The sequence below is a fragment of the Hwanghaeella sp. genome, from assembly GCF_965227365.1.
Classification (GTDB): domain Bacteria; phylum Pseudomonadota; class Alphaproteobacteria; order UBA8366; family Aestuariispiraceae; genus Hwanghaeella.
In genome coordinates this window covers 4,641,164-4,663,160 of sequence record NZ_OZ245754.1, presented here as the reverse complement: position 1 = coordinate 4,663,160, position 21,997 = coordinate 4,641,164, and the positions used below count along the sequence as shown (strand labels likewise).

The following is a 21,997-nucleotide window of genomic DNA, read 5'->3' as shown; positions in this document are numbered from 1 at the left end:
TGGCCCTCTCCCTCATTGAGCGTGAAACTGCCAAGGCAGGGCCGGATTTGAAAGCGAATTTGAAGGCGCGCGCGTTCAGCCCGCCCCGACCGCCCGCGTCGGGAACAAACCGCCGAGCAAATAGGCTTCCGCCGGGGCGGCAGCGTCGAGGACCGGGGCGTCGAAACTGCCGCCCCATTGGGTGAAGTGCGACACCCCGAACAGCAATTGCAGCAGCCAGCGGTCCTGTTTCTGCGGTGGCAGGCCCTTGTGGATGCCTTCGGTATTCACCAGCAGGCGGGTACCTTTTGCCCCGGTCAGGGTGACCGGCTCCTGGTTCAGATGACGGATGGCGGCGGCATCCTGCTTGCGTAGATCCTGAAAGTACCAGTGGTCGAAGGTGTCCCGCTCCGGCCCCGGTTCGGGGCGGCAGGCGGCAATATAATCCGGGTCGTGGGTCCGGGGCAGATAGACATGCGGTCCGCCTTCCTCGTCCACGTCGGTTAGATAGATGAACAGTTTGCAGAAGCGGTAATCGTCCAGATCGTAATGGAAAAACTGCGCATCGCGGGCCTGCTTGCCGGCGAAGGAACACCACAATGCGGTGCCGAGCAGGATCGGCGGCGCGCCGAGATGGCGTTCCACCGCGGCACCGATGACGGGATCGGTCGCGATCGCCTGGATATGCGGCAGGGTGAGCAGCGCCGCGCTGCGGCAGATCGCGAGATTGTGGTCCGCCCGCAGCGACTCCAACGGCCCTTCCACGTCTCCGGCCCAGTTATGCATGGTGGTGTCAGCGGCATAACCGCGGATCTCGTCGGCCCAATCCGCAGGAATGGCGGGCAGGACCGCATAGCCGTTCCTATCGATGTCCCGGCCAATCGCTTCTGCTTCGGGCGGGACCGGCCGGGCGGATCCGGGGCCGATGCATGTTTCGGCATACTCGGCGATGGCCTGGACGAAACGCCGACGCAACCGGGCGTCCAGCGAGCGATGCAGAAAGCCGATGGCGCGATGGTGAAGCCCGTGCATGTCGGGCTTTGAAAGCTTAAGAGCCTCCTCACCCCCCAGAAACGTTGCGATATCGCGATAAGCGTCGGAAGATAGCAGGAACCGCAGCAGCCCCACCTGCCAGTCGTAACCGCGATCGGTCGGCCAATAGGTTTGGAAGTCCGGTTGAACCGGATCCGTCTTATCGGGCGAAAGCGAGGAGGGAGCATCAGGCCGCATGAGCGCGAGTGTAGAGGAGTCGCCTGACCTGCGCGAGGCTTGGATGCTGCTGTTCCAGGGGGAATTGAAACCAGCCGCCGATCGTTTCCAGACGCAACTGGGTGCGACCGACAGCCCTTCCGCCGCCGCCGGGCTGCTGCTTTGCGCCGCGGTCATGGGCGCGGGCGATGCGGTCGCGGCGCTGCTAACCGATCGTTGGACACGGCGGCGGGACGCGGGGCTGGTTCTGTGGCGCGCCGCCTGGATCTGCGCCGCGAATGGCAGCGACCAGGGGCTGGAGCGTCTTACTGCCGCCCTGGCCGGGTTTTCCGCCGCGGCACGGGAACAGGCAGCGTTGCACTACGCCCGCGGGCATCTGGCCATGATGCGGGGAGAGGATGACGCCGCGATCGATCATTTCCTGGCGGCAAAACGCAGTTTCGATGCGGACCCGGAATGGTTCCTGGCCGCGCAGGACCAGACCCTGACCAACGTCTTCGTCCAGACCCGTCACTTGCTGGAGGCGGACCGATTATACACGCTGGCGGCAGCGGTCGCGCCGCCGCCTGTCTTTGAAAAACCGGCGGAAATTCAACCTTGTATCGTGATCGCCGCCGATGGCGTCTATCTCCGCCGTTTCGGGGCGGACTTCGTCAAAAGCCTGGATGAGACCAATCCGGGGACGACCTTGCTGGTCCTGGCGGTCGATGCGGACCCGGCGGATACGGCGGCCCTGGCCGATGCGGGGCCCTCGCTGTTCATCGGGATGGAGTATCAGACATCCGAATTTCCCGGCATCACGCGGTCCGCCGTCTATGCCAGCTGGCGTTTCCTTCGGATGGAGAAACTGCTGGCGGACAACCGGGGCCCCACCCTGGTGCTCGATATCGACCTGATCGTTCGTGCGCCGCTCGATCCTTTGTTTCGCGCAATGCAGGACGGCGATTTCGGCTGTTGGTTCCGGCCCGACGGCGGCCCCGGCGGCATCGTGCGCGCCGGGGCGACCGGTTTTGCCGCGTCCGAGGACGCCTGGTGGATGGCGGCGCTGACGGGCGGGTATATCCGTGCCCGCTTCGCGGAGGAGACGGAAAACCTGTGGTTCGTCGATCAGGCCGCCCTGTGGCGCGCGGCGCATGAGGCAAAGAAAAACCGGCCGGGATTCCGTCTGGTCGACTTCTCCCAAGCCGGTTCAACCGGGGCCGGCGCGTTCACCGACTATTTCGATCTGGTGGGCGATGATGGCGTCAAGCGACGCTAGAACGCCCTATTCCGTCAAATCGTCCCAGAATTCCTTGACCTTGCTGAAGAACCCTTCGGTTTCCGGGTTGGTCGGCTTGCCTTCGCCGCCGGCCTTGCGGAATTCCTCGAGCAATTCCTTCTGTTTCCTGGACAGGTTCACCGGGGTTTCGACCGCCATCTCGATATACATGTCGCCGCGGCCCTGGCTGCGCAGAATGGACATGCCCTTGCCGCGCAGACGGAACTGCTGGCCGGTCTGGGTTCCCGCCGGGACCTTCACCTTGGTGCGGCCGCCGTCGATGGAAGGCACCTCGATTTCCGAACCCAGGGCGGCGTCGGCCATGGATATCGGCACGCGGCAGAAGATATTCGCGCCCTCGCGCTGGAAAATCCGGTGCGGCGCGATCGAGATGAAGATGTAGAGGTCGCCCGCCGGTGCGCCGCGCAGGCCGGCCTCGCCTTCGCCGGCAAGCCGGATGCGGGTGCCGTCCTCGACGCCCTTCGGCACGCTGACCGACAGCATCTTTTCCTTCGACTGACGGCCCGAGCCGTTACAGCTCTTGCATGGATTGTCGATCACGGAACCCTGACCGTGACAGGTCGGGCAGGTGCGTTCGATGGTGAAGAAACCCTGTTGGGCACGCACCTTGCCATGGCCGTGGCACATGCCGCAGGTCGTGGGCGAGGCCCCTTCCGCAGCGCCGGTGCCGTGACAGGTATCGCAGCCAACCGATGTCGGGACATGAACCTCGACCTGACGGCCGTGATAGGCGTCTTCCAGGGAGATCTCGAGATTGTAGCGGAGATCAGCGCCGCGGTTCGCCTGCTGGCCGCCGCGACGGCCGCCCCCGCCGCCCATGAAATCGCCGAACATTTCCTCGAAAATGTCGGTGAAACCGCTGAAACCGGCACCGCCGCCGGCCGCACCGCCGCCGAAACCGCCGCCCTGCTCGAAAGCCTGATGGCCGAAACGGTCATAGGCGGCCCGCTTCTGTTCGTCCTTCAGGACTTCATAGGCCTCGTTGACTTCCTTGAACTTGGCTTCCGCTTCCGGATCGTCCTGGTTACGGTCCGGATGGTACTTCATCGCCATCTTGCGATAGGCGCTCTTCAAGGCGCCCGCATCGGCGCCTTTCTCGACGCCCAGAACTTCATAATAGTCCCGTTTCGCCATGGTCTTCTTTCCGGACAGGCTTGATGGATCAGTAGATAGAGAAAGGCCCCGACCGGGTCAGTCGGGGCCTTTATCGGGCCCTCAGGCCTGGTTCTTCTTGTCGTCGTCCACTTCCTCGAACTCCGCATCGACGACATTGTCGTCGGCGGCGTCCTCGGACGCGGCGGCTTCAGGGGCGGCCCCTTCTTCCTGGGAAGCCTTGTACATGGCTTCGCCCAGTTTCAGGGAGGCTTCGCTCAGCGCCTGGGTCTTGGCCTGGATGTCTTCCAGGTCGTCGCCTTCCAGGGCCGTTTTCAGCTCCGCGACGGCGGCTTCGATGGCCGACTTGTCTTCCGCGCCGATCTTGTCGCCATGTTCCTTCAGCGTGCTTTCGGTCTGATGGATCAGGCCGTCGGCGGTGTTCTTCGCCTCGACCATCTCGCGGCGCTTCTTGTCGCCTTCCGCATTGGCTTCGGCTTCGCTGACCATCTTTTCGATTTCGTCGTCGGAAAGACCGCCGGAGGCCTGGATGCGGATCTGCTGTTCCTTGCCCGTCGCCTTGTCCTTGGCGCTGACATTGACGATGCCGTTGGCGTCGATGTCGAAGGTGACCTCGATCTGCGGCACGCCACGCGGCGCCGGCGGAATGCCGACCAGGTCGAACTGACCCAGCAGCTTGTTGTCGGCCGCCATTTCACGCTCACCCTGGAAGACCCGGATGGTCACGGCGGACTGATTGTCCTCGGCCGTGGAGAAGGTCTGGGACTTCTTGGTCGGGATCGTCGTGTTGCGGTCGATCAGGCGGGTGAACACGCCACCAAGCGTTTCGATACCCAGCGACAGCGGGGTGACGTCCAGCAGCAGCACGTCCTTGACGTCGCCCTGCAGCACGCCGGCCTGGATCGCGGCGCCGATGGCGACGACTTCGTCCGGGTTCACGCCGCGATGCGGGTCACGACCGAAGAATTCCTTCACCGTTTCGATGACCTTGGGCATGCGGGTCATACCGCCGACCAGGATGACCTCATCGATCTCGCTCGGCTTCAGGCCGGCATCCTTCATCGCCGCCTGACACGGGCCCAGGGTCGACTTGATCAGGTCGCCGACAAGGGCTTCCAGCTTCGACCGGCTGAGCTTGATGTTCAGGTGCTTCGGACCGGACTGATCGGCCGTGATGAACGGCAGGTTCACGTCGGTCTGGGTCGTGGACGACAGCTCGATCTTGGCTTTTTCAGCGGCTTCCTTCAGGCGCTGCAGGGCCAGACGGTCCTGGCGCAGGTCGATGCCCTGCTCCTTTTTGAACTCGTCCGCAAGATAGTCGATGATGCGCTGGTCGAAGTCTTCACCGCCCAGGAACGTATCGCCGTTGGTGGACTTCACTTCAAAGACACCGTCGCCGATTTCCAGGACGGAAACGTCGAAGGTACCGCCGCCGAGGTCATAGACTGCGATCGTGCCGGCGCCCTTCTTCTCAAGCCCGTAGGCGAGCGCGGCCGCCGTCGGCTCGTTGATGATGCGCAGCACTTCGAGGCCCGCGATCTTGCCGGCGTCCTTGGTCGCCTGACGCTGACTGTCGTTGAAATAGGCCGGCACCGTGATGACCGCCTGGGTAACGGATTCACCCAGATAGGACTCCGCGGTTTCCTTCATCTTCTGCAGGATATTGGCGGAAATCTGGGCGGGGGCGTATTTTTCGCCGCGCGCTTCGACCCAGGCATCGCCATTGTCGCCTTCGATGATCGCGAACGGCGCGTTCTTCTTGTCCTTTTGGACTTCCGCGTCGGTGAACCGGCGGCCGATCAGCCGCTTGATCGCGAACAGGGTGTTTTCCGGGTTGGTAACCGCCTGGCGCTTGGCCGGATGACCGACCAGACGCTCGCCGTCTTCCGCGAAGGCGACCATGGACGGGGTCGTCCGCATGCCTTCTGCGTTCTCGATGACGCGGGCGTTGGAACCTTCCATGACGGCAACGCAGGAATTGGTCGTTCCAAGGTCAATACCGATAACTTTAGCCATGTTACTCACTCTCCTGTCATAAGCAGGCCTCGCCAGCCCGACGATGCAGCACTTGCTCGAGGCCCCCTCAAGGGTGTGGGGTTAAGGGATTTTCGGATTTTGATATAGGGACCGCTCCCCGAATGTGCAACGCTCCCTGACCGTATTCCTTATGTTTTTGCGGGCTTTTCGGTTCGTCCTGGACAATTGTCCAGCCAAATTGCGGCACGACGGGCAAGATGCGCAGGGCCCTGCGGCATGGGATACCCCACCCGCCTTCCGACAATCGCCACGCGGTCACGCATTTGGGAATTTTTGGCCCGCCCGTTCGGCCCTATAGTCTTGCCGGCGTTCATTTCCCCAACCCCAGGGTCCTAATCATGGGCATTTGCACCATCCGTCTGACATTGCTTTCCCTGCTTTCTGTCTTTTTTGCCTTTGCCGCTATCGCCGGGTCCGCCGGGAAGGCCCGCGCCTGTCCGAACCCCTGCGCGGTCGCGGGCGGCACCTATCAGGTGCTGGAGCCGGACGGCTGGGACCGCAAGAGCCCGTTGCCGGTCATCGTCTGGTTTCACGGATTTCAGCGCAGCGGGACCTATGTCGTGAACAGTCCCAGGGTCGGCGGCCAGACCCGGAAGAATGGCGTGCTGTTGGTCGCGCCGGACGGATTGAACAAGGCCTGGTCGGTGCGCAACGCGCCGCGAGACGAACGCGACGAACTGGCCTTCGTGGAGGAGATCCTGGACGATATTCGCGCCCGCTGGCCGGTGGATGAAAGCCGCCTCTGGGCCGCGGGGTTCAGCTTGGGCGGGTCTTTGACATGGGATATCGCCTGCCGGAAAGCCGGCTTGTTCAAGGCCTATTTTCCGGTTTCCGGCAGTTTCTGGGCGCCGATCCCGGAGGATTGCGCCACCGCGCCGGCCCGCATACGCCATGTTCACGGCATGAAGGACAAGGTGATGCCGCTGGAAGGAAGGGTGATCCGCGAGCAATGGCGACAGGGCAACCTGTTCCAGGGGTTCGATCTGTGGAAGGCGGAAAACCGCTGCGCGGCGGAACCGAACCACATTTATACGGATGGCAACCGGCAATGCCGGGTATGGTCCGCCTGCGGCGCGGGCACCGAAATGCAGCTTTGCCTGCATGACGGCGGGCACATCATCCCCCTTGACTGGATTTCCAGTTCCATCGCCTGGGCGAACGGCTTGCCGCCCGGTTAGACCTGTGCCCAATTTCGGGGATGGCTGACGGTTTCAAACTTCTGCCCGGTTATTTCGGGCGACCTGAGCAGGAAAATCTGCTGCAGGATGTGCGCGACATCCTGCGCGCAGCGCCCTTCTATCAGCCGAACATGCCGAAATCGGGCCAGCCCATGTCGGTGAAGATGACCAATGCGGGTTCGCTCGGCTGGATGACCGACAAGGACAAGGGCTATCGCTACGAGGCGCGCCATCCGGTCAAACACACGCCCTGGCCGCCGATCCCGGACCGCCTGCTGGCGCTATGGCGCGATATCGGCGGTTATAATGCCCCGCCGGAAGCCTGCCTGGTGAACTGGTACCATGGCGAGAAAAGCCGCATGGGCCTGCACCGGGACCAGGACGAGGACGCGCCGGATGCGCCCGTCGTCTCCGTCTCCCTCGGCGCGACGGCGCTGTTCCGTCTGGGCGGCCCCAACCGGCGCGACAAGACGTCGAGTTTCCGCCTGTCGTCGGGCGATGTCGTGGTGCTGGGAGGAAAGAGCCGCCATTTCTTTCACGGCATAGACCGGGTCTATCCGGAAACCTCGACCCTGATGCCGTCGCCGCAGCGGATCAATCTGACACTGCGCCGCGTCACACGTCCGGAAAGTCCCGAACAGGATTAGGAGAGGATATCCAACAGGTCGTCCTGCTGTTCGTCGACGCTGCGGATGACCGCGGCATTGGCCTTGAAGGCGGCTTCGGCGCTGATCTGGTTTACCAGCTCCTCGCCCAGATCCACATTCGGGGCTTCGACGAGGCCTTGTCCATTGGCCAGCGGGGAATCCGGGGCGAAGACGGTCTGGGTCGCCGGGTTGCGCGGCACGATGGCCGCGCGGGTGCCGCCGCCCGTCGTGCTGGTCTGCTGCACGGTCTGCGCCTGAAAGGCCTGGTCCGCATCGCCCGCCTGCGCGCCGACACGGCCGACGGTGCCGGCATTCGCGATATTGTTCGCGCTGGCGTCCAAGCGGCGGGTCGCGGCATTCAAGCCGCTGACGGCGGTGTAAAGGGCGTTTTCAGGCATCGTCCCGGTTTCTCAATAGGGTTGTTTCATCACAGGCACCCTAGCGCGACGCTTCAACCAGCGCAGTGATGCCTGTCACGAATACCGAACCACATCGTCCCGCGGGGACCTCAACGAGGGAGGAAAGGCGCCCGCACTCTCCGACGCCTCTTATAACATAAGAAAAAGCTGAATCTTTGGTAAACGGGTATGCGCCCGCTGCGATGGGTCAGCTGCTGAGGCCCTTGGCGTGGAAAACATAACCCAGCACGTTCATCAGAAGCTGCGCCGCCAGGAAGGAGGTAGAGCCGGAAATGTCGTAGTCCGGGGCCACTTCCACCAAGTCCATGCCGACGATTTCGCCCTTGTTGGTCAGGCCCTGCAGCAGTTCCAGCACCTCGTAATAAAGGAAACCGCCATGACTGGGCGTGCCGGTGCCGGGCGCGATCGAGGGGTCGAACCCGTCGATATCGATGGTCAGGTAATAGCGCACGCCATCGGGAATACGAGCCAGAACGCCCTCGGTCCCCAAGCGGCGGACGTCGCGTACCGACAGGATGTCCGAGCCCGCGGCACGGGCCGCGTCATAGTCGGATCGGTTCGATGACGAAACGTTTCGGATGCCCAGTTGGGTGAAGCCGGTGACATGGTCCATTTCGGAGGCCCGGCGCAGCGGATTGCCGTGGCCGTAGCGCACGCCGTGGCGTTCATCCACGAAATCCAGATGCGCGTCGACATGGATGATATGGACCGGGTCCTGGTCGTTGAAGGCGCGGATGCAGGGAATATGGACCGAATGGTCCCCGCCCAGCACCACCGGAAGCGCACCCGCCTTCAGGATCTTCCGGACACCGAATTCGATATTGTCGTGGCTCTGGATCGTGTCGGTATGGATGATGTCGGCATCGCCGATATCCACCATCCGGACCTTGTCGGTGGGCAGATAGGTGACGTCGTCCTCGAAATCGTAGGCGCCGCCATGACCGAAGGAGAACAAAGTCGACGCCTCGCGGATGCCGCGCGGCCCGAAGCGCGCGCCGGCCCGGTACTGGGTGCCCATGTCGAACGGCGCGCCGAGAATGGCGATATCGGCGTCGATATTGTCCCAGTCCAGGCAGGCCGGCTGCTTGCCGAAGGTGCAATGGCCGACGAAAGGCAGGTTCAGCCTTCCCTTGTCATAGGCGTTGTCGGCCATCGCAAATCCCCCAATTCCCTGCCCGGCCTGCGGGCGAAACCCTTAAGCTGTGGTGTCGACGGAGGCATGGCCTTCCGGCGGGGCCGAATCCGGCTCGCCCTTGGCGACGACTACCATGGCCGGACGCAGCAGGCGGTCATGCATCATGTAACCCGGCTGCAGTACCTGAACCACTGTGCCCGAGGGCTGGCCGGTGCCGGTCGCTTCGGACATGGCCTGATGGCGCTCATAGGAAAACTTCTCGCCCAGCGGGTCGATCCGCTTGATATGGAAGCGTTCGAACGCGTCCATGAATTGCTTTTCGATCATCTCGACACCGACGACGAGGTTCTTGACCGAAGCGCTGGCCTCGCGGTCTTCCTCGGTCACGGCCTGCAGGGCGCGGCCCAGATTGTCGGCCACCGCCAGTAATTCCTTGGCCAGCCCGCTGGGGCCGAATTTGGCGGCGTCCTGGCGGTCCTTGTCGGCCCGGCGGCGCACATTCTCGACTTCGGCGAGCGCGCGCATCAATCGGTCCTTCAGTTCCGCGTTTTCCGCGGCGAGCGCCTCTGTCGGGTCAACCTCGGCGGCCTCTTCAGGCGCTTCGGCATCGGCAGCGGCTTCCTGCTGTGCGGCCTCGTCCACGGGTTGCTCTTCGTTCTTTTCGGGATCGGCAGTCATGCGTTACTTCCGCTCTTCTCTCTCGTCTGATCTCTAGTCTCGTTCGGGCTTGTCCCGCGCCGTACCGGCGCGGTTCGGCGGACCGTGGTCACCCGGCGTTCGCCTAGCCCATCATTCGGCTGACCACCTTGGCGGTGTAGTCGACCATCGGGACGATGCGTGCGTAGTTCATCCGGGTCGGTCCGACAACCCCGATGGCGCCGACGATCTTCTGATCACTGTTCTTATATGGGGCGATGATCACGGAACAACCAGACAGGGTGAACAACTCGTTCTGCGCCCCGATGAAAACCTGCACGCCGTCGGCCGCCCGGGCCGCGTCGACCAGGTTCAGCAGCGTTTCCTTCCGTTCCAGGGCCGCGAAAAGCGCGCGGATATGCTCAAGATCCGCCAAGCCGGAGACATCCTCCAGCAGGTTTGCCTGACCGCTGACGATCAGCACGCCCTTGCCGTCGACCGAATTCGCCCAGGTCGCCAGCCCCTGCTCCACGACCTTGCCGGTCAGCTCGTCCACTTCCGCCCGGTTGGCAGCAATTTCCTCGGCTATCAGCTTCTTCGCTTCATCCAGCGTGCGGCCGGCGATGCGAGAGGACAGATAGTTGCCCGCCTCGATCAAGGCGGAGGCCGGTACGCCGGCGGGCATCTCCACGATCCGGTTCTCGACCAGACCGCCTTCGCTGACCATCACGACCAGGGCCCGTCCGGGACCGATCGATACGAATTCGATATGACGCAGGCGGCCATTCCCTGTCGGCGCCGCCACCAGGCCTGCCATGCGGCTCAGTCCCGACATCATGCCGGAGGCTTCCTCCAGCACCTGGGTCACCGATTTTCCTGAGGACTCGCATTGGGCTTCGATCTGGGTGCGCTCATCGGCCGACAGATTGCCGACCTGCAGCAACCCGTCGACGAACAGGCGCAGGCCCATTTCAGTCGGCAGGCGCCCGGCCGAGGTATGCGGCGCGTAGAGCAGCCCGGCATCTTCCAGATCCGCCATCACATTGCGGATCGTCGCGGGCGAGATGTTCTGCTCCATCTTCCGGCTGAGCGTGCGGGATCCGACGGGCTCGCCCGTCTCGACATAGCCCTCCACGACAAGGCGCAGAATTTCGCGCGATCTTAAGTTCAGTTCCTCAAGCATGGGCAAACCTCAATATACCGGCGAAATCTAGGAACGCACCCGGATATCGTCAATCTGTACAAGCGCTTCAACCCTGCGGAAATCCGCCCGACAGAATCCCGGGTGAATCTCGTGTTAGGGGCGGGATCGGCACTGGACCTGACGGGCCGGCCCCTGTAGCGTCCGCGCGAATTCCCCAAGCCTGAGAGGACCAGTCATGCGACCCAGCGGACGCGCGCCCGACGATATGCGCGACATCAAGATCGAAACCGACATTTCCCGCTATGCGGAAGGGTCCTGCATCATTCATTTCGGCCATACGAAAGTGATGTGCACCGCCAGCGTCGAGGACGGGGTTCCCCCCTTCCTGAAAGGCACGGGCAAGGGCTGGGTGACGGCGGAATACGGCATGCTGCCGCGCTCCACCCACGACCGCATGGACCGCAAGCGCGCGGCCGGCAGTGGCCGGACCCAGGAAATTCAGCGCCTGATCGGCCGCTCCTTGCGCGCCGTCACCGATCTGGGTGGGTTCGGCGAACGCCAGGTGAAGGTCGACTGCGACGTGCTGCAGGCCGATGGCGGCACGCGTACGGCCAGCATCACCGGCGGTTTCGTGGCGCTGCATATGGCTTTTCAGCACATCCAGAAGATGGGCGCGATCGAGACCATTCCGCTGACCGATTACGTCGCCGCCGTCTCCTGCGGTTTGTGGAGCGATACGCCGGTGCTGGATCTGGACTATGATGAGGACTCGTCCGCACAGGCGGATGCGAATTTCGTCCTGACCGGGTCGAACGGCATCGTGGAGATCCAGGGCACGGCGGAAGATGCCCCGTTCAGCCGGGATGAATTCAACGCCCTGCTGGACCTGGCGGAAAAGGGAATCGGCGAGTTGGTCGGGCATCAGAAAAAAGCGCTTGGCATCGCCTGACCGGCGAGCGGTCGGCGTAACGCGGAGGAAACGACAATGGCGCGGCATTTCGAGGACAAGAAACTGGTCATCGCCAGCCATAATCCCGGCAAGGTGCGGGAAATCGGCGAATTGCTCGCGCCCTTCCAGGTGGATGTCGTTTCCGCGGGCGAATTGAACCTGCCGGAACCGGAAGAGACCGAGGCGACCTTCATTGGCAATGCGATCCTGAAAGCCAAGGCGTCGGCCACCGGCGCGAACCTGCCTGCCCTGGCCGACGATTCCGGTTTGGCGGTGACGGCGCTGAACGGCGATCCGGGCATCTATTCCGCGCGTTGGGCCGGTCCGGACAAGGATTTCGGCCGGGCCATGCAGATGGTCCAGGACGACCTCGGCGACAGTTCCGACCGAACCGCCAAATTCGTCTGCGCCCTGGCGCTGGCCTGGCCGGACGGCCATGTCGAAACCTTCCAGGGCGAAGTGCACGGCACGCTGACCTGGCCGCCGCGCGGCGACAAGGGCTTCGGCTATGACCCGATCTTCGTGCCCGACGGCCATGCGATGACCTTCGCGGAGATGGACCCGCAGGCGAAACACGACATGAGCCACCGGGCGGTCGCCTTCCGGCAATTGGTCGAGGCCTGCTTTGCCTGACCGGATAGGACAGCCGGGGACAGCGGAGCCGATCGGGCTCTATGTCCATTGGCCCTTCTGTCTGTCCAAATGCCCTTATTGCGATTTCAACAGCCATGTCCGCGACCGCGTGGATCATGCCGCCTGGTGCGCCGCCCTGTTGTCGGAACTGGATCATGCCGCGGCCCGGATGCAGGGGGAAACCGGTCCCCGTCGCCTGGCCAGCATCTTTTTCGGCGGCGGCACGCCGTCGCTGATGGATCCGGGGACGGTCGGCGCGGTGATCGAGCGCGCACGCCGCCATTGGCCGGCCGAGCCCGATATCGAAATCACGCTGGAAGCCAACCCGACCTCGGCCGAGACGGGCAACTTCGCGGCTTTCGCGGAGGCCGGGGTAAACCGCGTCTCGCTCGGTGTGCAGTCCCTGCGGCCCGGCGCGCTGACCTTCCTGGGGCGGCAGCATGATGCCGGTCAGGCGCTGGCGGCGGTCGAGATGGCGGCACGCACATTCCCGCGCCACTCCTTCGACCTGATCTATGCAAGGCCGGAGCAGGACCTGGAAGATTGGCGCGCCGAACTGACCGAGGCGCTGGATCACGCGAACGGTCATTTGTCCGTTTATCAGCTGACCATCGAACCCGGTACCGCCTTTCATACCGAACACCGGTTGGGCCGGTTCAAGACGCCGGACGAGGAAAAGGCCGCCGCTTTCTTCGACGTGACACAGGAGGTTCTGGAAGCCCATGGCATGCCGGGCTATGAGGTCAGCAACCATGCGGTTCCGGGCCAGGAATCACGCCACAACCTGATCTATTGGCGTTATCGCGACTATGTCGGCATCGGTCCCGGCGCGCATGGTCGGGTAACCATCGGCGGCACCAAGCGCGCCCAGCGCCGCTTCCGGCTGCCTGAAAAATGGCTCAGCCAAGTGCAGGAAAACGGTCATGGGACGGAGGAGGACAGTCCCCTCGACGCGATGGACCGCGCCGCCGAATGCTTGATGATGGGCCTGCGCCTGACGGAAGGCGTGCCGCTCGCCCGGCTTGAGGAAGAAGGCGGGCAAGAGGCCCTGCCCGACCCGGCCCGGATCGCGCGCCTGGTCGAGGAAGGCTATGTGACCTTCGACGGCGGCGTGATCGCCTGCACGACCGAAGGACGGCTGCGCCTCAACAGCGTCATAGACTTCCTGCTGTCCTAGCGGGATACTCGACCTCACCTTCGGACAATTTGGGAAAAGTGGGGGTTGCGATGACTGTTGAACATCTGCGGGTCAGGAAGAGCGATATTTCGGATGCGGAATGGCAGGTCCGGACCGATCTCGCCGCGCTGTACCGGCTCTGCGTGCATTATGGCTGGACCGATATCACCGCGACCCATATCTCGGCGCGGATCCCGGGCAACGATAACCAGTATCTGCTGAACTGCTTCGACCTGATGTTCGACGAGATCAGCGCCTCGACCCTGATGCGCGTCACCTGGGACGGGGAACATGACGACAAAAGCCGGAAATTGAACACGGCCGGCCATCTGATCCATTCCGCCATGCTGCAGGCCCGGCCGGATATCAACTTCGTCATGCATACCCATACCCGCGCGGGAATGGCCGTCGCCGCCATGCCGGGCGGCTTGCAGCCCCTGTCGCAGCATTCCGGTTTCGTCCTGGGCACGTTGGCAACCCACCCCTACCAGGACGTCACCCATGCGGAGGACGAATGCGAGCTGCTCGCCCGCGATATGGGCGACTGTTATGCCATGCTGTTGGAAAACCACGGTTTCCTGACTGTCGGGCGGACCGCGGCGGAAGCCTTTTTCTATCACTACTACCTGGAAATGTCCTGCAAGGTGCAGGTCGACGTGCTGGGCGCCACGCAGACACCGATCCGCATCACCGACAAGGCACTGAAGCCGCTGATGGAGGCGGGACATCCCAAGAACGGCCCGCACGGCGCCGAGGAATGGCCGGCCCTGTTGCGGATGCTGGACCGCAAGGACCCGTCCTTCCGCAGCTAGGCAGGCGCGCAAAGGCGCCGATACGGCGGCCTATACTTGGATCGCCGTATCCTCCTTGGCGGTGCGGATCACCATCATGGTATTGAACCGGGCGACATTGTTCTGGTCGCGGAACAATTTGTCGCACAGCGTGTCGAATTCCTCCATGTCGCGCAGGCGCAGGATCAGGAAGACATCGACCTCCCCCGTGACCGCATAGGCGTGCACGACGGCCTCCTCCCGCACCGCGCGATCCAGAAACCGGCGCATGTGATGTTCGCCGTGCAGTTCCAGTTCGACGGTCACCAGCGCCTTGAGCCGGCGGTCGGTCTTGCCCGGCTTCAGGATTGCGACAATGCGGTCGATGATACCCGTACGATGCAACCTGCGAACCCGGCGCAGGCAACTGGAGGGCGACAGCCCGACCTCATCCGCCAAGGCGACATTGGTGCGGGACGCATCCTGCTGCAGCAGGTTGAGGATTTTTCTGTCGATACGATCCATGGAAGCCACCGGAGAGGTTGTTTCGCCGATATGCAATAAAATTGCACAAAGGCGCAATCTTTGACCGCAAATGCGAAACCTTTCGGGATAACCAAGGGGCTCTTTTCAACAAGGACCCCACCGCCATGCGCCTCACCGGCTATGTCATCCGGAAAACCAGGGAAATGGTCACCGTCTACTGGGAACTCGCCCGTATCGTCGTGCCGGTATCGATCGCGACGGAAGCCCTGTCGCGGCTTGGCGTGATCGAGGCGCTCTCCCCGCTGCTCAGCCCGGCCATGGACCTGTTCGGCCTGCCGCCGGAACTGGGGCTTGCCTGGCTGACCGGCCTGTTGGTCGGCATATGGGGCGCGATATCCCTGATCTTCACCTTGGTGCCGGTCACCGACCTGACGGCGGCGGATATCACGGTCTTCTCGGCCTTGCTGCTGTTTGCGCACGCTCTGCCGATCGAACAGAAGATCATCCAGAAGGCCGGACCCGCGATGGTCCTGACCATATCGCTGCGGATCGGCGGCGGGATGCTTTATGCCTTCCTGCTGCACCAGGTGCTTGCGGCGACCGGGTGGCTTTCCGCGGCCGCGGACCCGGCCTGGATTCCGATGGGTAGCGTCACCGGTTGGCCGGATTTCTTCTTCGGGCTCGTGGAAGCGCTGGCATCCATGTTCTGCGTGCTGATCGGTCTTGTCTTCGCCCTGGACATACTGGAACGCAGCGGCGTGATGGCCTTGATGATGAAGACCCTCTCCCCCGTCCTGCGTCTGGCCGGTATCCGGCGGGAAGCGGAGCAATTCGCCTCAGTGGGTCTGTTCCTGGGCATCTCCTATGGCGGCGGACTGCTGATCCGCGAGGCCCGGTCCGGCACGGTGCCCCCGCGCGACATTTTCGTCGCCTGCATTTTCATGGGGTTTTCCCACAGCATCATCGAGGACACGGTGGTCGTGATGACGATCGGCGCGGATTTCACCGGGGTTTTCGTCGGCCGTTTGCTGTTCACCGTCGTGGCGTCGGCCGTGATCGCCTTGATGATCCGCTCGGTTCGGGACGAGACCTTCTTCGCCTGGATGTTCCGCGGGGCGAGGCAGACGACCTGATGAATGCCGCGCCGACGCACCTGTCGGTTTGCCCCGATCAGTTCACCAAGGGCACGAAAGTGGTGCGCGCGGGTTCCAACGTTTCGATGCTGGTCCGCGTGATCTCCCGGATCGCGTAGGACCGTTGCGCCACGCCGGACGGCAGCAGGCGGAACAATCCGTCGACGCCCAGGAAACCCTGCTCGTTGGTCAGCGTCGCCGTATCGTATTTCGGCTGCGTTCCGTCCCCGGCCAGCACGGCGCACAGCGCCATCGCGTCATAGCCGAGGGAGGCCAGACGCAGCGGGCGGCGGCCATAGAACTGGGCGAACCGGGTGCGGAACTGATCCAACCGCTCATTGGCCGGGCCTGGATACCAGCTGCCAATCAAGGCAGGCTCGTTCTGAAGCCGGGGGAATTCGTCCCACAATTGCAGGCCCAGAACGCGGACCGCGGGTTGGTCGACGTCGTAATAGGCCAGCTGTGCCGCCAGGGTGCGCAGGGTCGTATTGCTGGTCGGCGCCAGCAGGATCGCGTCGAAGGGCGGATCGCCCAGCGTATCCAATTCCTCCAACCGGCGCAGAGCCGCCTTGGACGCCTCGTCACTCTTGCCGGCGAGGGAACGTTTCTCCGCCACCAGCGCCTGCCGGCGGCCCTCGTAATTCGAGATCTCGGTGATGATTTCCGCATAGTCATGGGCGGATTCATCGATGAAGCGGGCACTGATCAGGCGCGCCGGATAGTTCGGCACCGTCGTTTGCATCGACTGCACGATCAACTCGCCATAGGGACCGGTGGGCGCCAGAACCGCGAACCGGTTCGCCCCCTGACCGACCGCGAAGTCAATGATGGTGCGGACCTGTTCGGCGGGCGAGAAGCCCAATGCATAGACCCCGCCGCCCGCGACCGCCGGGTTGTTCGAGAAGCTGAGCAGATTGATGCCTGATCGGCGCGCGATCGGCGCGGCCGCCTCCACCGACGTGGTCAGCAACGGTCCCAGGATGATATCCGCGCCGGCCGCGACCGCTTTTACCGCCGCGTCGCGGGCACCGTCCGGCGTGCCGCGGGTATCGAAGGGGATAAGGTTCGCTGCCGGGTTCCGCATGTCGAACAGCGCCATCTGCGCGCCTTCCAACAGGGCCTGCCCGACCGCGGCATGCTGCCCGCTGAGCGGCACCAGCAGGGCGATCTGCGCACCTTCCTTATCCTGTGCGGCCGCGACGTCGTCCAACAGGAAGGGGTCCTCGTTCAAAACCGTCTTCGGTACGACGATCCGCGTTTCCTTCGGTGCCTCTTCCGCGATTTCCTCGCCCGGCTCTTCAGCGGGGGCTTCGGCCTGCGCGGGTTCTTCCTGCTGGCCGATGCTGAGTGTCTGGCACCCGGCGGTCAGCGGCAGCCAGAGCGCCAGGGCCAAGTAACCCGCCGCGCGGCGGAGCCGGAAGGCCCTTGCCATGGCGGCGGTCGAACGCAGATAGTGCGCCAAGATCGAGCTGCGTCCGAAAATTCCGGAACGGGCATCCGAGGGGGCGGCGAAAGCTGATGTCAAAGTCCGGCTCCTGCAAACAGCGGAGGGGTGAATACCGTGGTCAAAGACGACCCCAGCGGGCGCGAAAAATCAAGCGGCGGCGAACCGTCTCTTCCCCCCGGTTTGTATATCGTCGCGACGCCGATCGGCAATCTGCGCGACATCACGCTCCGGGCATTGGATGTCCTGAAGGCGGCCGACGTCATTGCCTGTGAGGATACCCGCACGTCCAGAACCCTACTTTCCCATTATGGCATCAATACGGCGACAGTGCCCTATCACGATCACAGCGATTCGCGGCGGCGGGACGCGCTGCTGGACCGTGTGGCGGCGGGCGAGGCCGTGGCGCTGGTTTCCGACGCCGGCACGCCGCTGATCTCCGATCCCGGCTTCAAGCTGGTGCGGGAGGCCCGCGAAAAGGGCCTTCGGGTCGAACCCGTGCCGGGCGCGTCCTCGGTGCTGGCCGCGCTCTGTGCCTCGGGCTCGCCGACCGATCGGTTCCTGTTCGCCGGTTTCCTGCCGACCAAGACCAAGGCGCGGCGAGAAGTCTTCGCCGAACTCGGCGCCACCCGCGCCACGCTGGTCTTCATGGAAAGCGCCAAACGTCTGCCGTCCTCGCTGGCCGACATGGCGGCGGGGCTCGGCAACCGGCGTGCCGTGGTTGCCAGGGAAATCACCAAACTGCACGAGACGTTCCGCGACGGCCTGCTGCCGGACCTGGCCGCGGCCTATGCGGAAGAAGGTCCGCCGCGCGGCGAGGTCGTGATCGTGGTCGACCCGCCCGGTGAGGCGGAGGCCCCCTCAGGGGAAGCGGTCGACGCATTGCTGCAGGAAGCGTTTGCGGCGGGCGACAGCACGCGCGACGCGGCCGATCGGGTCGCCGCCGAAACTGGCCTGCCGCGCCGACAGGTCTATCAGCGCGCGCTGGCCCTTTCCGGCCGGTGATGAGCGAGGACAGGAAACGGGCGGAAAGACGGGGCCGCTGGGCGGAAACCCTGGCGCTGATCGTTCTTCTCGGCAAAGGCTATCGGCCCGTGGCGCGACGCCTGAAGACGCCGGTCGGGGAATTGGATCTGGTGATGCGCCGGGGCCAGGTGCTGGCGGTGGTGGAGGTGAAGGCCCGGCCCAGTCTGGATCAGGCGGCGGAGGCAATCCGCCCCCGGCAATGGCAGCGCCTGGCTCGCGCGGTGGAATGGCTGATCGCCGGCCGACCCGGTCTGGCTGCCCTCTCAATTCGTTTCGATGCCGTATTGGTGTCGGGCCTGTCCGTCAGGCATGTGACCGACGCGTGGCGGCCCTAAAATGGGGCTTTAGGGCGGGAAAATTCCGTCAGCCCTTCATTTCGGCGTTGTAGAGCGCCATGGTCTCGTCGTCGAAGCAGCAGAAGATGATTCCCATCTTCGACCCGGAACGCGCCAGCCAGTCACTGCAGGTCTCGACCGCGGTCTTGGCGGCGGCGGCCGGCGGATAGCCGAAAATACCGGTCGAAATGGCGGGAAAGGCGATGGTGGTGCAGCCGGCTTCGGCGGCAAGGTCCAGCGAAGACCGGTAGCATTGTGCCAGCAGGTCCGCCTCACCCGCCGCGCCGCCCAGCCAGATCGGCCCGACCGCGTGAATGACCCGCCGGGCGGGCAGTTTGTAGCCGCCGGTGATCCTGGCCTCTCCCGTCGGGCAAGGGGCCTTGGACAGGCATTCGATCTCGAGCTCCGGTCCGGCGGCGCGGTGAATCGCGCCACAGACGCCGCCTCCGGGGGTGAGTTGCTCGTTAGCGGCATTGACGATGGCGTCCAGGTCCAGCGTGGTGATATCCGCGGATATCGCCGTCATGCTGCCTTCCGCCACCGTCACGTCGCCTGTCATCGAATGGACCCGCTTGTTGCTCCTGAACCCTTAGCCCTTGAAACCGATCGCCTTCACGTCGCCGCCCTTGGCATTGTTGGCGGCTGCGATCGCTTCTTCGATCAGCTTATGGGCCTCACCGGCTTCGCCCCAACGCAGGACTTTCGCCCATTTGTCCTTCTCCAGGTCCTTATAGTGGGTGAAGAAGTGCGCGATCTGGTCCAAAAGGACCTGGCGCAGGTCGCGGTAGCTGGTGACGTCGTTGTAATAGGGGTGCAGCTTGTCATGCGGCACGGCAAGGATTTTTTCGTCCAGGCCGGCTTCGTCTTCCATCATCATGACCCCGATCGGGCGGGAGCGGACGACCGCGCCGGGCACCACCGGCAGCGGGCTCAGCACCAGCACGTCGGTCGGGTCGCCGTCGCCGGAAAGCGTATGCGGAATGAAGCCGTAATTGGCCGGGTAATGCATCGCCGTGTACAGGAACCGGTCCACATACATGGCGCCCGAATCCTTATCCAATTCGTATTTCACCGGATCGGCGCCGACCGGCACTTCGATGATGACGTTGACGTCGAAGGGAGGGTTCTCACCGATAGCGATCTTGCTGATATCCATGGGCTCACCTTTCAGCCTAGCGAGTCCGTGCGAAGGTATCCCGCTCCGGACGAGGAGATACTGTAACACAGGGGGAAATGTTGCGCCGCAGCAATACACTCTGGGCCGCACAAATCAAGGAGAATTTCCGCGTTTCCTTGACGCGGCCCGGCCTGTGCCGGCGGCTATGACGGTCCCGTGGCCGGTCGTTCCGGCAGGCGGGAGATCAGCCACAGCAGCAAAAGCCCGGGAATGGCGAGCCCGGTGGTGGCAACGAAGAAGTCGACCCAGTCGAGACGGTCCGCCAGCCAGCCGCCGCCGGCGGAGAAAAAGGACCGGCCCAGCGCCATCAGGCTGGTCAGCAAGGCGTATTGGGTACCGGTATGGGCGATCGAGCACAGGCTGCTGAGATAGGCGACGAAAGCGGCCGATCCCAGGCCGCCGGTGAAATTGTCGGCGCCGACGGCGACCGCCAGCAGGGTCACTTCGGTGCCGCTTGCGGCCAGTAGGGCGAAGAGCAGGTTTGTGACCGCCTGCAGCACGCCGGCGATGAACAGGGCGCGGATCAATCCGACGCCCGCCACCAGGGCGCCGCCCGCGATGGTGCCCAGGATGGTGGCCCATAGGCCGAAAACCTTCGTGACGCCGGCGATTTCCTCCGCGGTGAACCCCATCTCCACATAGAAGGGGTTGGCCATGATCCCGCCGATGGCGTCGCCGAATTTATAGAGCAATGCGAAAGCCAGGATGGCGATCCAGCCCGGACGGGCCTTGAAGTCCAGAAAGGGCGCGACGACCGCGCGTTTCAGCCAGGCCGCATAGCCGGCACCCCTGTCCCGATTCAAGCTTTCCTGACCCGCCGCCGGTTCGTCCGCCGTCAGAACCAGGACCATGCCGACGGGGATGCAGGCAGCCATCGCGGCATAAACCCAGAACCAGTCGAGAAAGGCGCTCAGCCAGATCGCGCCCGCCCCGCTGATCAGCATGCCGATACGATAGCCGAGCTGTATCGCCGCCGCGCCCGCGCCCTGCTCGTCCCGGTCCAACAGCTCGATACGAAAGGCGTCGATGACGATATCCTGGCTGGCCGACAGGAAGGCGACGGAAAGCCCGGCCAGGCCGAACAGAAGGGTCGTTTCATTCGGGTCCGCAGATCCCATTGCCAGCAGGGCCGCCATCAGGGCCAGTTGGATCAGGATGGCCCAACCCCGCCGCCGCCCCAGTTTTCCGAAGGGTGCCGGTGCCGGCAAATGGTCCAGGAAAGGGGCCCAGAGATACTTGAACGCATAGGGCACGCCGAGCAGCGCGAACAATCCGATCGACGTCTTATCCACCCCTTCCCGCGCCAGCCAGTAGGTCAAGGTCCCCGTGGTCAACGCCAAGGGAAGCCCGCTGACGAAACCGAACCCCAGGATCTGCCAGATCCGGAAGTCCAAGTAGGTCGCAACAGCTTTTTCTAAAGAGGGCTTCATTTCCAGGACAGTAGCCGGATTCGACGTTTGAGAAAGCGGAACCGGCTTCGAAACAAATACGCGAATTGCGATATATGCATATTTCGAATTATCATCTCACCACAACGATTGCCCGCCCATTCGGGCCGTGACCCGTAAACAAGGGCGGCAACACCTCGGGAGGTGACCCAATGAAACTATTCTCCGTACGAAAGATGGCGGTTTCCCTAGCCGTGACCGCGCTGGTCCTGGGCGGTTTCTGGATGAAAACATCGCCGGTCTCGGCGGCCGAATCCAAGGTCCACAAGATTGCCGTTCAAGTGAACGACAACGATCCGAAAACCATGAACATCGCGTTGAACAACATCGCCAATACCCAAGCCTACTACGCAGAGAAAGGCGAAGCCGTCGAAATCGAACTCGTTGCCTACGGGCCTGGCCTGCACATGCTGCGTGCTGACAGCTCCCCGGTGAAGGACCGGATCGCGGCGATGGCGCTGGAAAGCGAACACCTAAAATTCTCCGCCTGCGCCAACACCATCGCCGGCATGACCAAGAAGGAAGGCATAGCGCCGGAAATCATTTCCGAAGCGAGTGTGGTTCCTTCCGGGGTCGTTCGCCTCGTGGAGCTTCAGGAAACCGGCTACGCCTACGTCAAGCCGTAAGACAGTTCGCAACTGGG

At 63.6% G+C, this 21,997-nt stretch carries 23 protein-coding genes; 11 read left to right on the top strand and 12 right to left on the bottom strand.

The window, feature by feature from the left end:
- Window positions 1-75: 75 nt before the first annotated feature.
- A complete protein-coding gene (locus ACQK2G_RS21310; RefSeq protein WP_425407052.1) occupies window positions 76-1,209 on the bottom strand; it encodes a phytanoyl-CoA dioxygenase family protein in 1,134 nt (377 codons plus the stop codon).
- On the opposite strand from ACQK2G_RS21310, the gene ACQK2G_RS21305 reads away from it, so the two are divergent.
- Window positions 1,208-2,446, top strand: coding sequence for a hypothetical protein (locus ACQK2G_RS21305; protein WP_425407051.1), 1,239 nt, complete (start codon window positions 1,208-1,210; stop codon window positions 2,444-2,446). The two genes, ACQK2G_RS21310 and ACQK2G_RS21305, sit on opposite strands and share 2 nt — an antisense overlap.
- Window positions 2,447-2,452: 6 nt before the next feature.
- Here ACQK2G_RS21305 and dnaJ read toward each other — a convergent pair whose 3' ends face one another.
- Both dnaJ and dnaK read right to left on the bottom strand, forming a co-directional pair.
- A complete protein-coding gene (gene dnaJ, locus ACQK2G_RS21300) occupies window positions 2,453-3,601 on the bottom strand; it encodes a molecular chaperone DnaJ (protein ID WP_425407050.1) in 1,149 nt (382 codons plus the stop codon).
- An 81-nt stretch (window positions 3,602-3,682) separates the two neighbouring features.
- Window positions 3,683-5,596, bottom strand: coding sequence for a molecular chaperone DnaK (gene dnaK / locus ACQK2G_RS21295; protein ID WP_425407049.1), 1,914 nt, complete (start codon window positions 5,594-5,596; stop codon window positions 3,683-3,685).
- Between the two features lie 359 nt (window positions 5,597-5,955).
- On the opposite strand from dnaK, the gene ACQK2G_RS21290 reads away from it, so the two are divergent.
- Together ACQK2G_RS21290 and ACQK2G_RS21285 are read left to right on the top strand one after the other, a co-directional pair.
- On the top strand, window positions 5,956-6,795 hold the full coding sequence (locus ACQK2G_RS21290; RefSeq protein ID WP_425407048.1) for an alpha/beta hydrolase family esterase: 840 nt from the start codon (window positions 5,956-5,958) through the stop codon (window positions 6,793-6,795).
- 20 nt (window positions 6,796-6,815) lie between these two features.
- Window positions 6,816-7,442: an alpha-ketoglutarate-dependent dioxygenase AlkB family protein gene (locus ACQK2G_RS21285; protein ID WP_425407047.1), complete on the top strand. Its 627-nt coding sequence runs from the start codon at window positions 6,816-6,818 to the stop codon at window positions 7,440-7,442.
- On the opposite strand, the gene ACQK2G_RS21280 is transcribed toward ACQK2G_RS21285, so the two are convergent.
- The 4 genes from ACQK2G_RS21280 to hrcA all read right to left on the bottom strand — a co-directional run bounded on the left by ACQK2G_RS21280 (window position 7,439) and on the right by hrcA (window position 10,815).
- Window positions 7,439-7,840, bottom strand: coding sequence for a flagellar basal body rod protein FlgC (locus tag ACQK2G_RS21280; protein ID WP_425407046.1), 402 nt, complete (start codon window positions 7,838-7,840; stop codon window positions 7,439-7,441). The two genes, ACQK2G_RS21285 and ACQK2G_RS21280, sit on opposite strands and share 4 nt — an antisense overlap.
- A 208-nt stretch (window positions 7,841-8,048) precedes the next feature.
- A complete protein-coding gene (gene speB / locus ACQK2G_RS21275) occupies window positions 8,049-9,014 on the bottom strand; it encodes an agmatinase (protein ID WP_425407045.1) in 966 nt (321 codons plus the stop codon).
- A 42-nt stretch (window positions 9,015-9,056) separates the two neighbouring features.
- A complete protein-coding gene (grpE, locus tag ACQK2G_RS21270; protein WP_425407044.1) occupies window positions 9,057-9,674 on the bottom strand; it encodes a nucleotide exchange factor GrpE in 618 nt (205 codons plus the stop codon).
- 103 nt (window positions 9,675-9,777) lie between these two features.
- Window positions 9,778-10,815 (bottom strand): heat-inducible transcriptional repressor HrcA, encoded by a 1,038-nt coding sequence (gene hrcA / locus ACQK2G_RS21265; RefSeq protein ID WP_425407043.1) that lies wholly within the window; start codon window positions 10,813-10,815, stop codon window positions 9,778-9,780.
- Window positions 10,816-11,011: 196 nt separating this feature from the next.
- Here hrcA and rph point away from each other — a divergent pair, with 196 nt between their 5' ends.
- Genes rph through ACQK2G_RS21245 form a run of 4 tightly spaced genes read left to right on the top strand, consistent with a single transcriptional unit; the run spans window position 11,012 to window position 14,347 of the window.
- Window positions 11,012-11,725: a ribonuclease PH gene (gene rph / locus ACQK2G_RS21260; RefSeq protein ID WP_425407042.1), complete on the top strand. Its 714-nt coding sequence runs from the start codon at window positions 11,012-11,014 to the stop codon at window positions 11,723-11,725.
- A 36-nt stretch (window positions 11,726-11,761) separates the two neighbouring features.
- Window positions 11,762-12,358 (top strand): RdgB/HAM1 family non-canonical purine NTP pyrophosphatase, encoded by a 597-nt coding sequence (gene rdgB / locus ACQK2G_RS21255; RefSeq protein ID WP_425407041.1) that lies wholly within the window; start codon window positions 11,762-11,764, stop codon window positions 12,356-12,358.
- Window positions 12,351-13,535: a radical SAM family heme chaperone HemW gene (gene hemW, locus ACQK2G_RS21250; protein WP_425407040.1), complete on the top strand. Its 1,185-nt coding sequence runs from the start codon at window positions 12,351-12,353 to the stop codon at window positions 13,533-13,535. Before rdgB ends, hemW begins: the two co-directional genes overlap by 8 nt.
- Before the next feature lie 50 nt (window positions 13,536-13,585).
- Complete coding sequence (locus tag ACQK2G_RS21245; protein WP_425407039.1) at window positions 13,586-14,347, top strand: class II aldolase/adducin family protein; 762 nt, start codon at window positions 13,586-13,588, stop codon at window positions 14,345-14,347.
- 30 nt (window positions 14,348-14,377) lie between these two features.
- Here the strand turns inward: ACQK2G_RS21245 and ACQK2G_RS21240 are convergent, their stop codons facing one another.
- Complete coding sequence (locus tag ACQK2G_RS21240; RefSeq protein WP_425407038.1) at window positions 14,378-14,830, bottom strand: Lrp/AsnC family transcriptional regulator; 453 nt, start codon at window positions 14,828-14,830, stop codon at window positions 14,378-14,380.
- A 125-nt stretch (window positions 14,831-14,955) separates the two neighbouring features.
- On the opposite strand from ACQK2G_RS21240, the gene ACQK2G_RS21235 reads away from it, so the two are divergent.
- Entirely contained in the window at window positions 14,956-15,924 is a 969-nt protein-coding gene (locus tag ACQK2G_RS21235; protein ID WP_425407037.1) for a nucleoside recognition domain-containing protein, read from the top strand.
- A gap of 37 nt (window positions 15,925-15,961) precedes the next feature.
- Here ACQK2G_RS21235 and ACQK2G_RS21230 read toward each other — a convergent pair whose 3' ends face one another.
- On the bottom strand, window positions 15,962-17,449 hold the full coding sequence (locus tag ACQK2G_RS21230) for a penicillin-binding protein activator (protein WP_425407036.1): 1,488 nt from the start codon (window positions 17,447-17,449) through the stop codon (window positions 15,962-15,964).
- Between the two features lie 36 nt (window positions 17,450-17,485).
- Here ACQK2G_RS21230 and rsmI point away from each other — a divergent pair, with 36 nt between their 5' ends.
- Together rsmI and ACQK2G_RS21220 are read left to right on the top strand one after the other, a co-directional pair.
- Complete coding sequence (gene rsmI / locus ACQK2G_RS21225; protein WP_425407035.1) at window positions 17,486-18,373, top strand: 16S rRNA (cytidine(1402)-2'-O)-methyltransferase; 888 nt, start codon at window positions 17,486-17,488, stop codon at window positions 18,371-18,373.
- Window positions 18,373-18,729, top strand: coding sequence for a YraN family protein (locus ACQK2G_RS21220; protein ID WP_425407034.1), 357 nt, complete (start codon window positions 18,373-18,375; stop codon window positions 18,727-18,729). Before rsmI ends, ACQK2G_RS21220 begins: the two co-directional genes overlap by 1 nt.
- 28 nt (window positions 18,730-18,757) lie before the next feature.
- Here the strand turns inward: ACQK2G_RS21220 and ACQK2G_RS21215 are convergent, their stop codons facing one another.
- The 3 genes from ACQK2G_RS21215 to ACQK2G_RS21205 form a co-directional block, all read right to left on the bottom strand.
- The gene (locus tag ACQK2G_RS21215; protein ID WP_425407033.1) at window positions 18,758-19,288 is read right to left on the bottom strand and encodes a macro domain-containing protein; all 531 of its coding nucleotides are present in this window, start codon (window positions 19,286-19,288) and stop codon (window positions 18,758-18,760) included.
- Between the two features lie 30 nt (window positions 19,289-19,318).
- Complete coding sequence (gene ppa, locus ACQK2G_RS21210; RefSeq protein WP_425407032.1) at window positions 19,319-19,885, bottom strand: inorganic diphosphatase; 567 nt, start codon at window positions 19,883-19,885, stop codon at window positions 19,319-19,321.
- Window positions 19,886-20,049: 164 nt separating this feature from the next.
- Complete coding sequence (locus ACQK2G_RS21205; protein WP_425407031.1) at window positions 20,050-21,336, bottom strand: AmpG family muropeptide MFS transporter; 1,287 nt, start codon at window positions 21,334-21,336, stop codon at window positions 20,050-20,052.
- 170 nt (window positions 21,337-21,506) lie between these two features.
- Here ACQK2G_RS21205 and ACQK2G_RS21200 point away from each other — a divergent pair, with 170 nt between their 5' ends.
- A complete protein-coding gene (locus ACQK2G_RS21200; RefSeq protein ID WP_425407030.1) occupies window positions 21,507-21,980 on the top strand; it encodes a DsrE family protein in 474 nt (157 codons plus the stop codon).
- Window positions 21,981-21,997 lie beyond the last annotated feature (17 nt).

Bases quoted from the DNA above. Each gene is read 5' to 3' on its own strand.
- ACQK2G_RS21305 (WP_425407051.1), top strand. From the start codon at position 1,208: ATGAGCGCGAGTGTAGAGGAGTCGCCTGACCTGCGCGAGGCTTGGATG.
- ACQK2G_RS21310 (WP_425407052.1), bottom strand. From the start codon at position 1,209: ATGCGGCCTGATGCTCCCTCCTCGCTTTCGCCCGATAAGACGGATCCG.
- dnaJ (WP_425407050.1), bottom strand. From the start codon at position 3,601: ATGGCGAAACGGGACTATTATGAAGTTCTGGGCGTCGAGAAAGGCGCC.
- dnaK (WP_425407049.1), bottom strand. From the start codon at position 5,596: ATGGCTAAAGTTATCGGTATTGACCTTGGAACGACCAATTCCTGCGTT.
- ACQK2G_RS21290 (WP_425407048.1), top strand. From the start codon at position 5,956: ATGGGCATTTGCACCATCCGTCTGACATTGCTTTCCCTGCTTTCTGTC.
- ACQK2G_RS21285 (WP_425407047.1), top strand. From the start codon at position 6,816: ATGGCTGACGGTTTCAAACTTCTGCCCGGTTATTTCGGGCGACCTGAG.
- ACQK2G_RS21280 (WP_425407046.1), bottom strand. From the start codon at position 7,840: ATGCCTGAAAACGCCCTTTACACCGCCGTCAGCGGCTTGAATGCCGCG.
- speB (WP_425407045.1), bottom strand. From the start codon at position 9,014: ATGGCCGACAACGCCTATGACAAGGGAAGGCTGAACCTGCCTTTCGTC.
- grpE (WP_425407044.1), bottom strand. From the start codon at position 9,674: ATGACTGCCGATCCCGAAAAGAACGAAGAGCAACCCGTGGACGAGGCC.
- hrcA (WP_425407043.1), bottom strand. From the start codon at position 10,815: ATGCTTGAGGAACTGAACTTAAGATCGCGCGAAATTCTGCGCCTTGTC.
- rph (WP_425407042.1), top strand. From the start codon at position 11,012: ATGCGACCCAGCGGACGCGCGCCCGACGATATGCGCGACATCAAGATC.
- rdgB (WP_425407041.1), top strand. From the start codon at position 11,762: ATGGCGCGGCATTTCGAGGACAAGAAACTGGTCATCGCCAGCCATAAT.
- ACQK2G_RS21245 (WP_425407039.1), top strand. From the start codon at position 13,586: ATGACTGTTGAACATCTGCGGGTCAGGAAGAGCGATATTTCGGATGCG.
- ACQK2G_RS21240 (WP_425407038.1), bottom strand. From the start codon at position 14,830: ATGGATCGTATCGACAGAAAAATCCTCAACCTGCTGCAGCAGGATGCG.
- ACQK2G_RS21235 (WP_425407037.1), top strand. From the start codon at position 14,956: ATGCGCCTCACCGGCTATGTCATCCGGAAAACCAGGGAAATGGTCACC.
- ACQK2G_RS21220 (WP_425407034.1), top strand. From the start codon at position 18,373: ATGAGCGAGGACAGGAAACGGGCGGAAAGACGGGGCCGCTGGGCGGAA.
- ACQK2G_RS21215 (WP_425407033.1), bottom strand. From the start codon at position 19,288: ATGACAGGCGACGTGACGGTGGCGGAAGGCAGCATGACGGCGATATCC.
- ppa (WP_425407032.1), bottom strand. From the start codon at position 19,885: ATGGATATCAGCAAGATCGCTATCGGTGAGAACCCTCCCTTCGACGTC.
- ACQK2G_RS21205 (WP_425407031.1), bottom strand. From the start codon at position 21,336: ATGAAGCCCTCTTTAGAAAAAGCTGTTGCGACCTACTTGGACTTCCGG.
- ACQK2G_RS21200 (WP_425407030.1), top strand. From the start codon at position 21,507: ATGAAACTATTCTCCGTACGAAAGATGGCGGTTTCCCTAGCCGTGACC.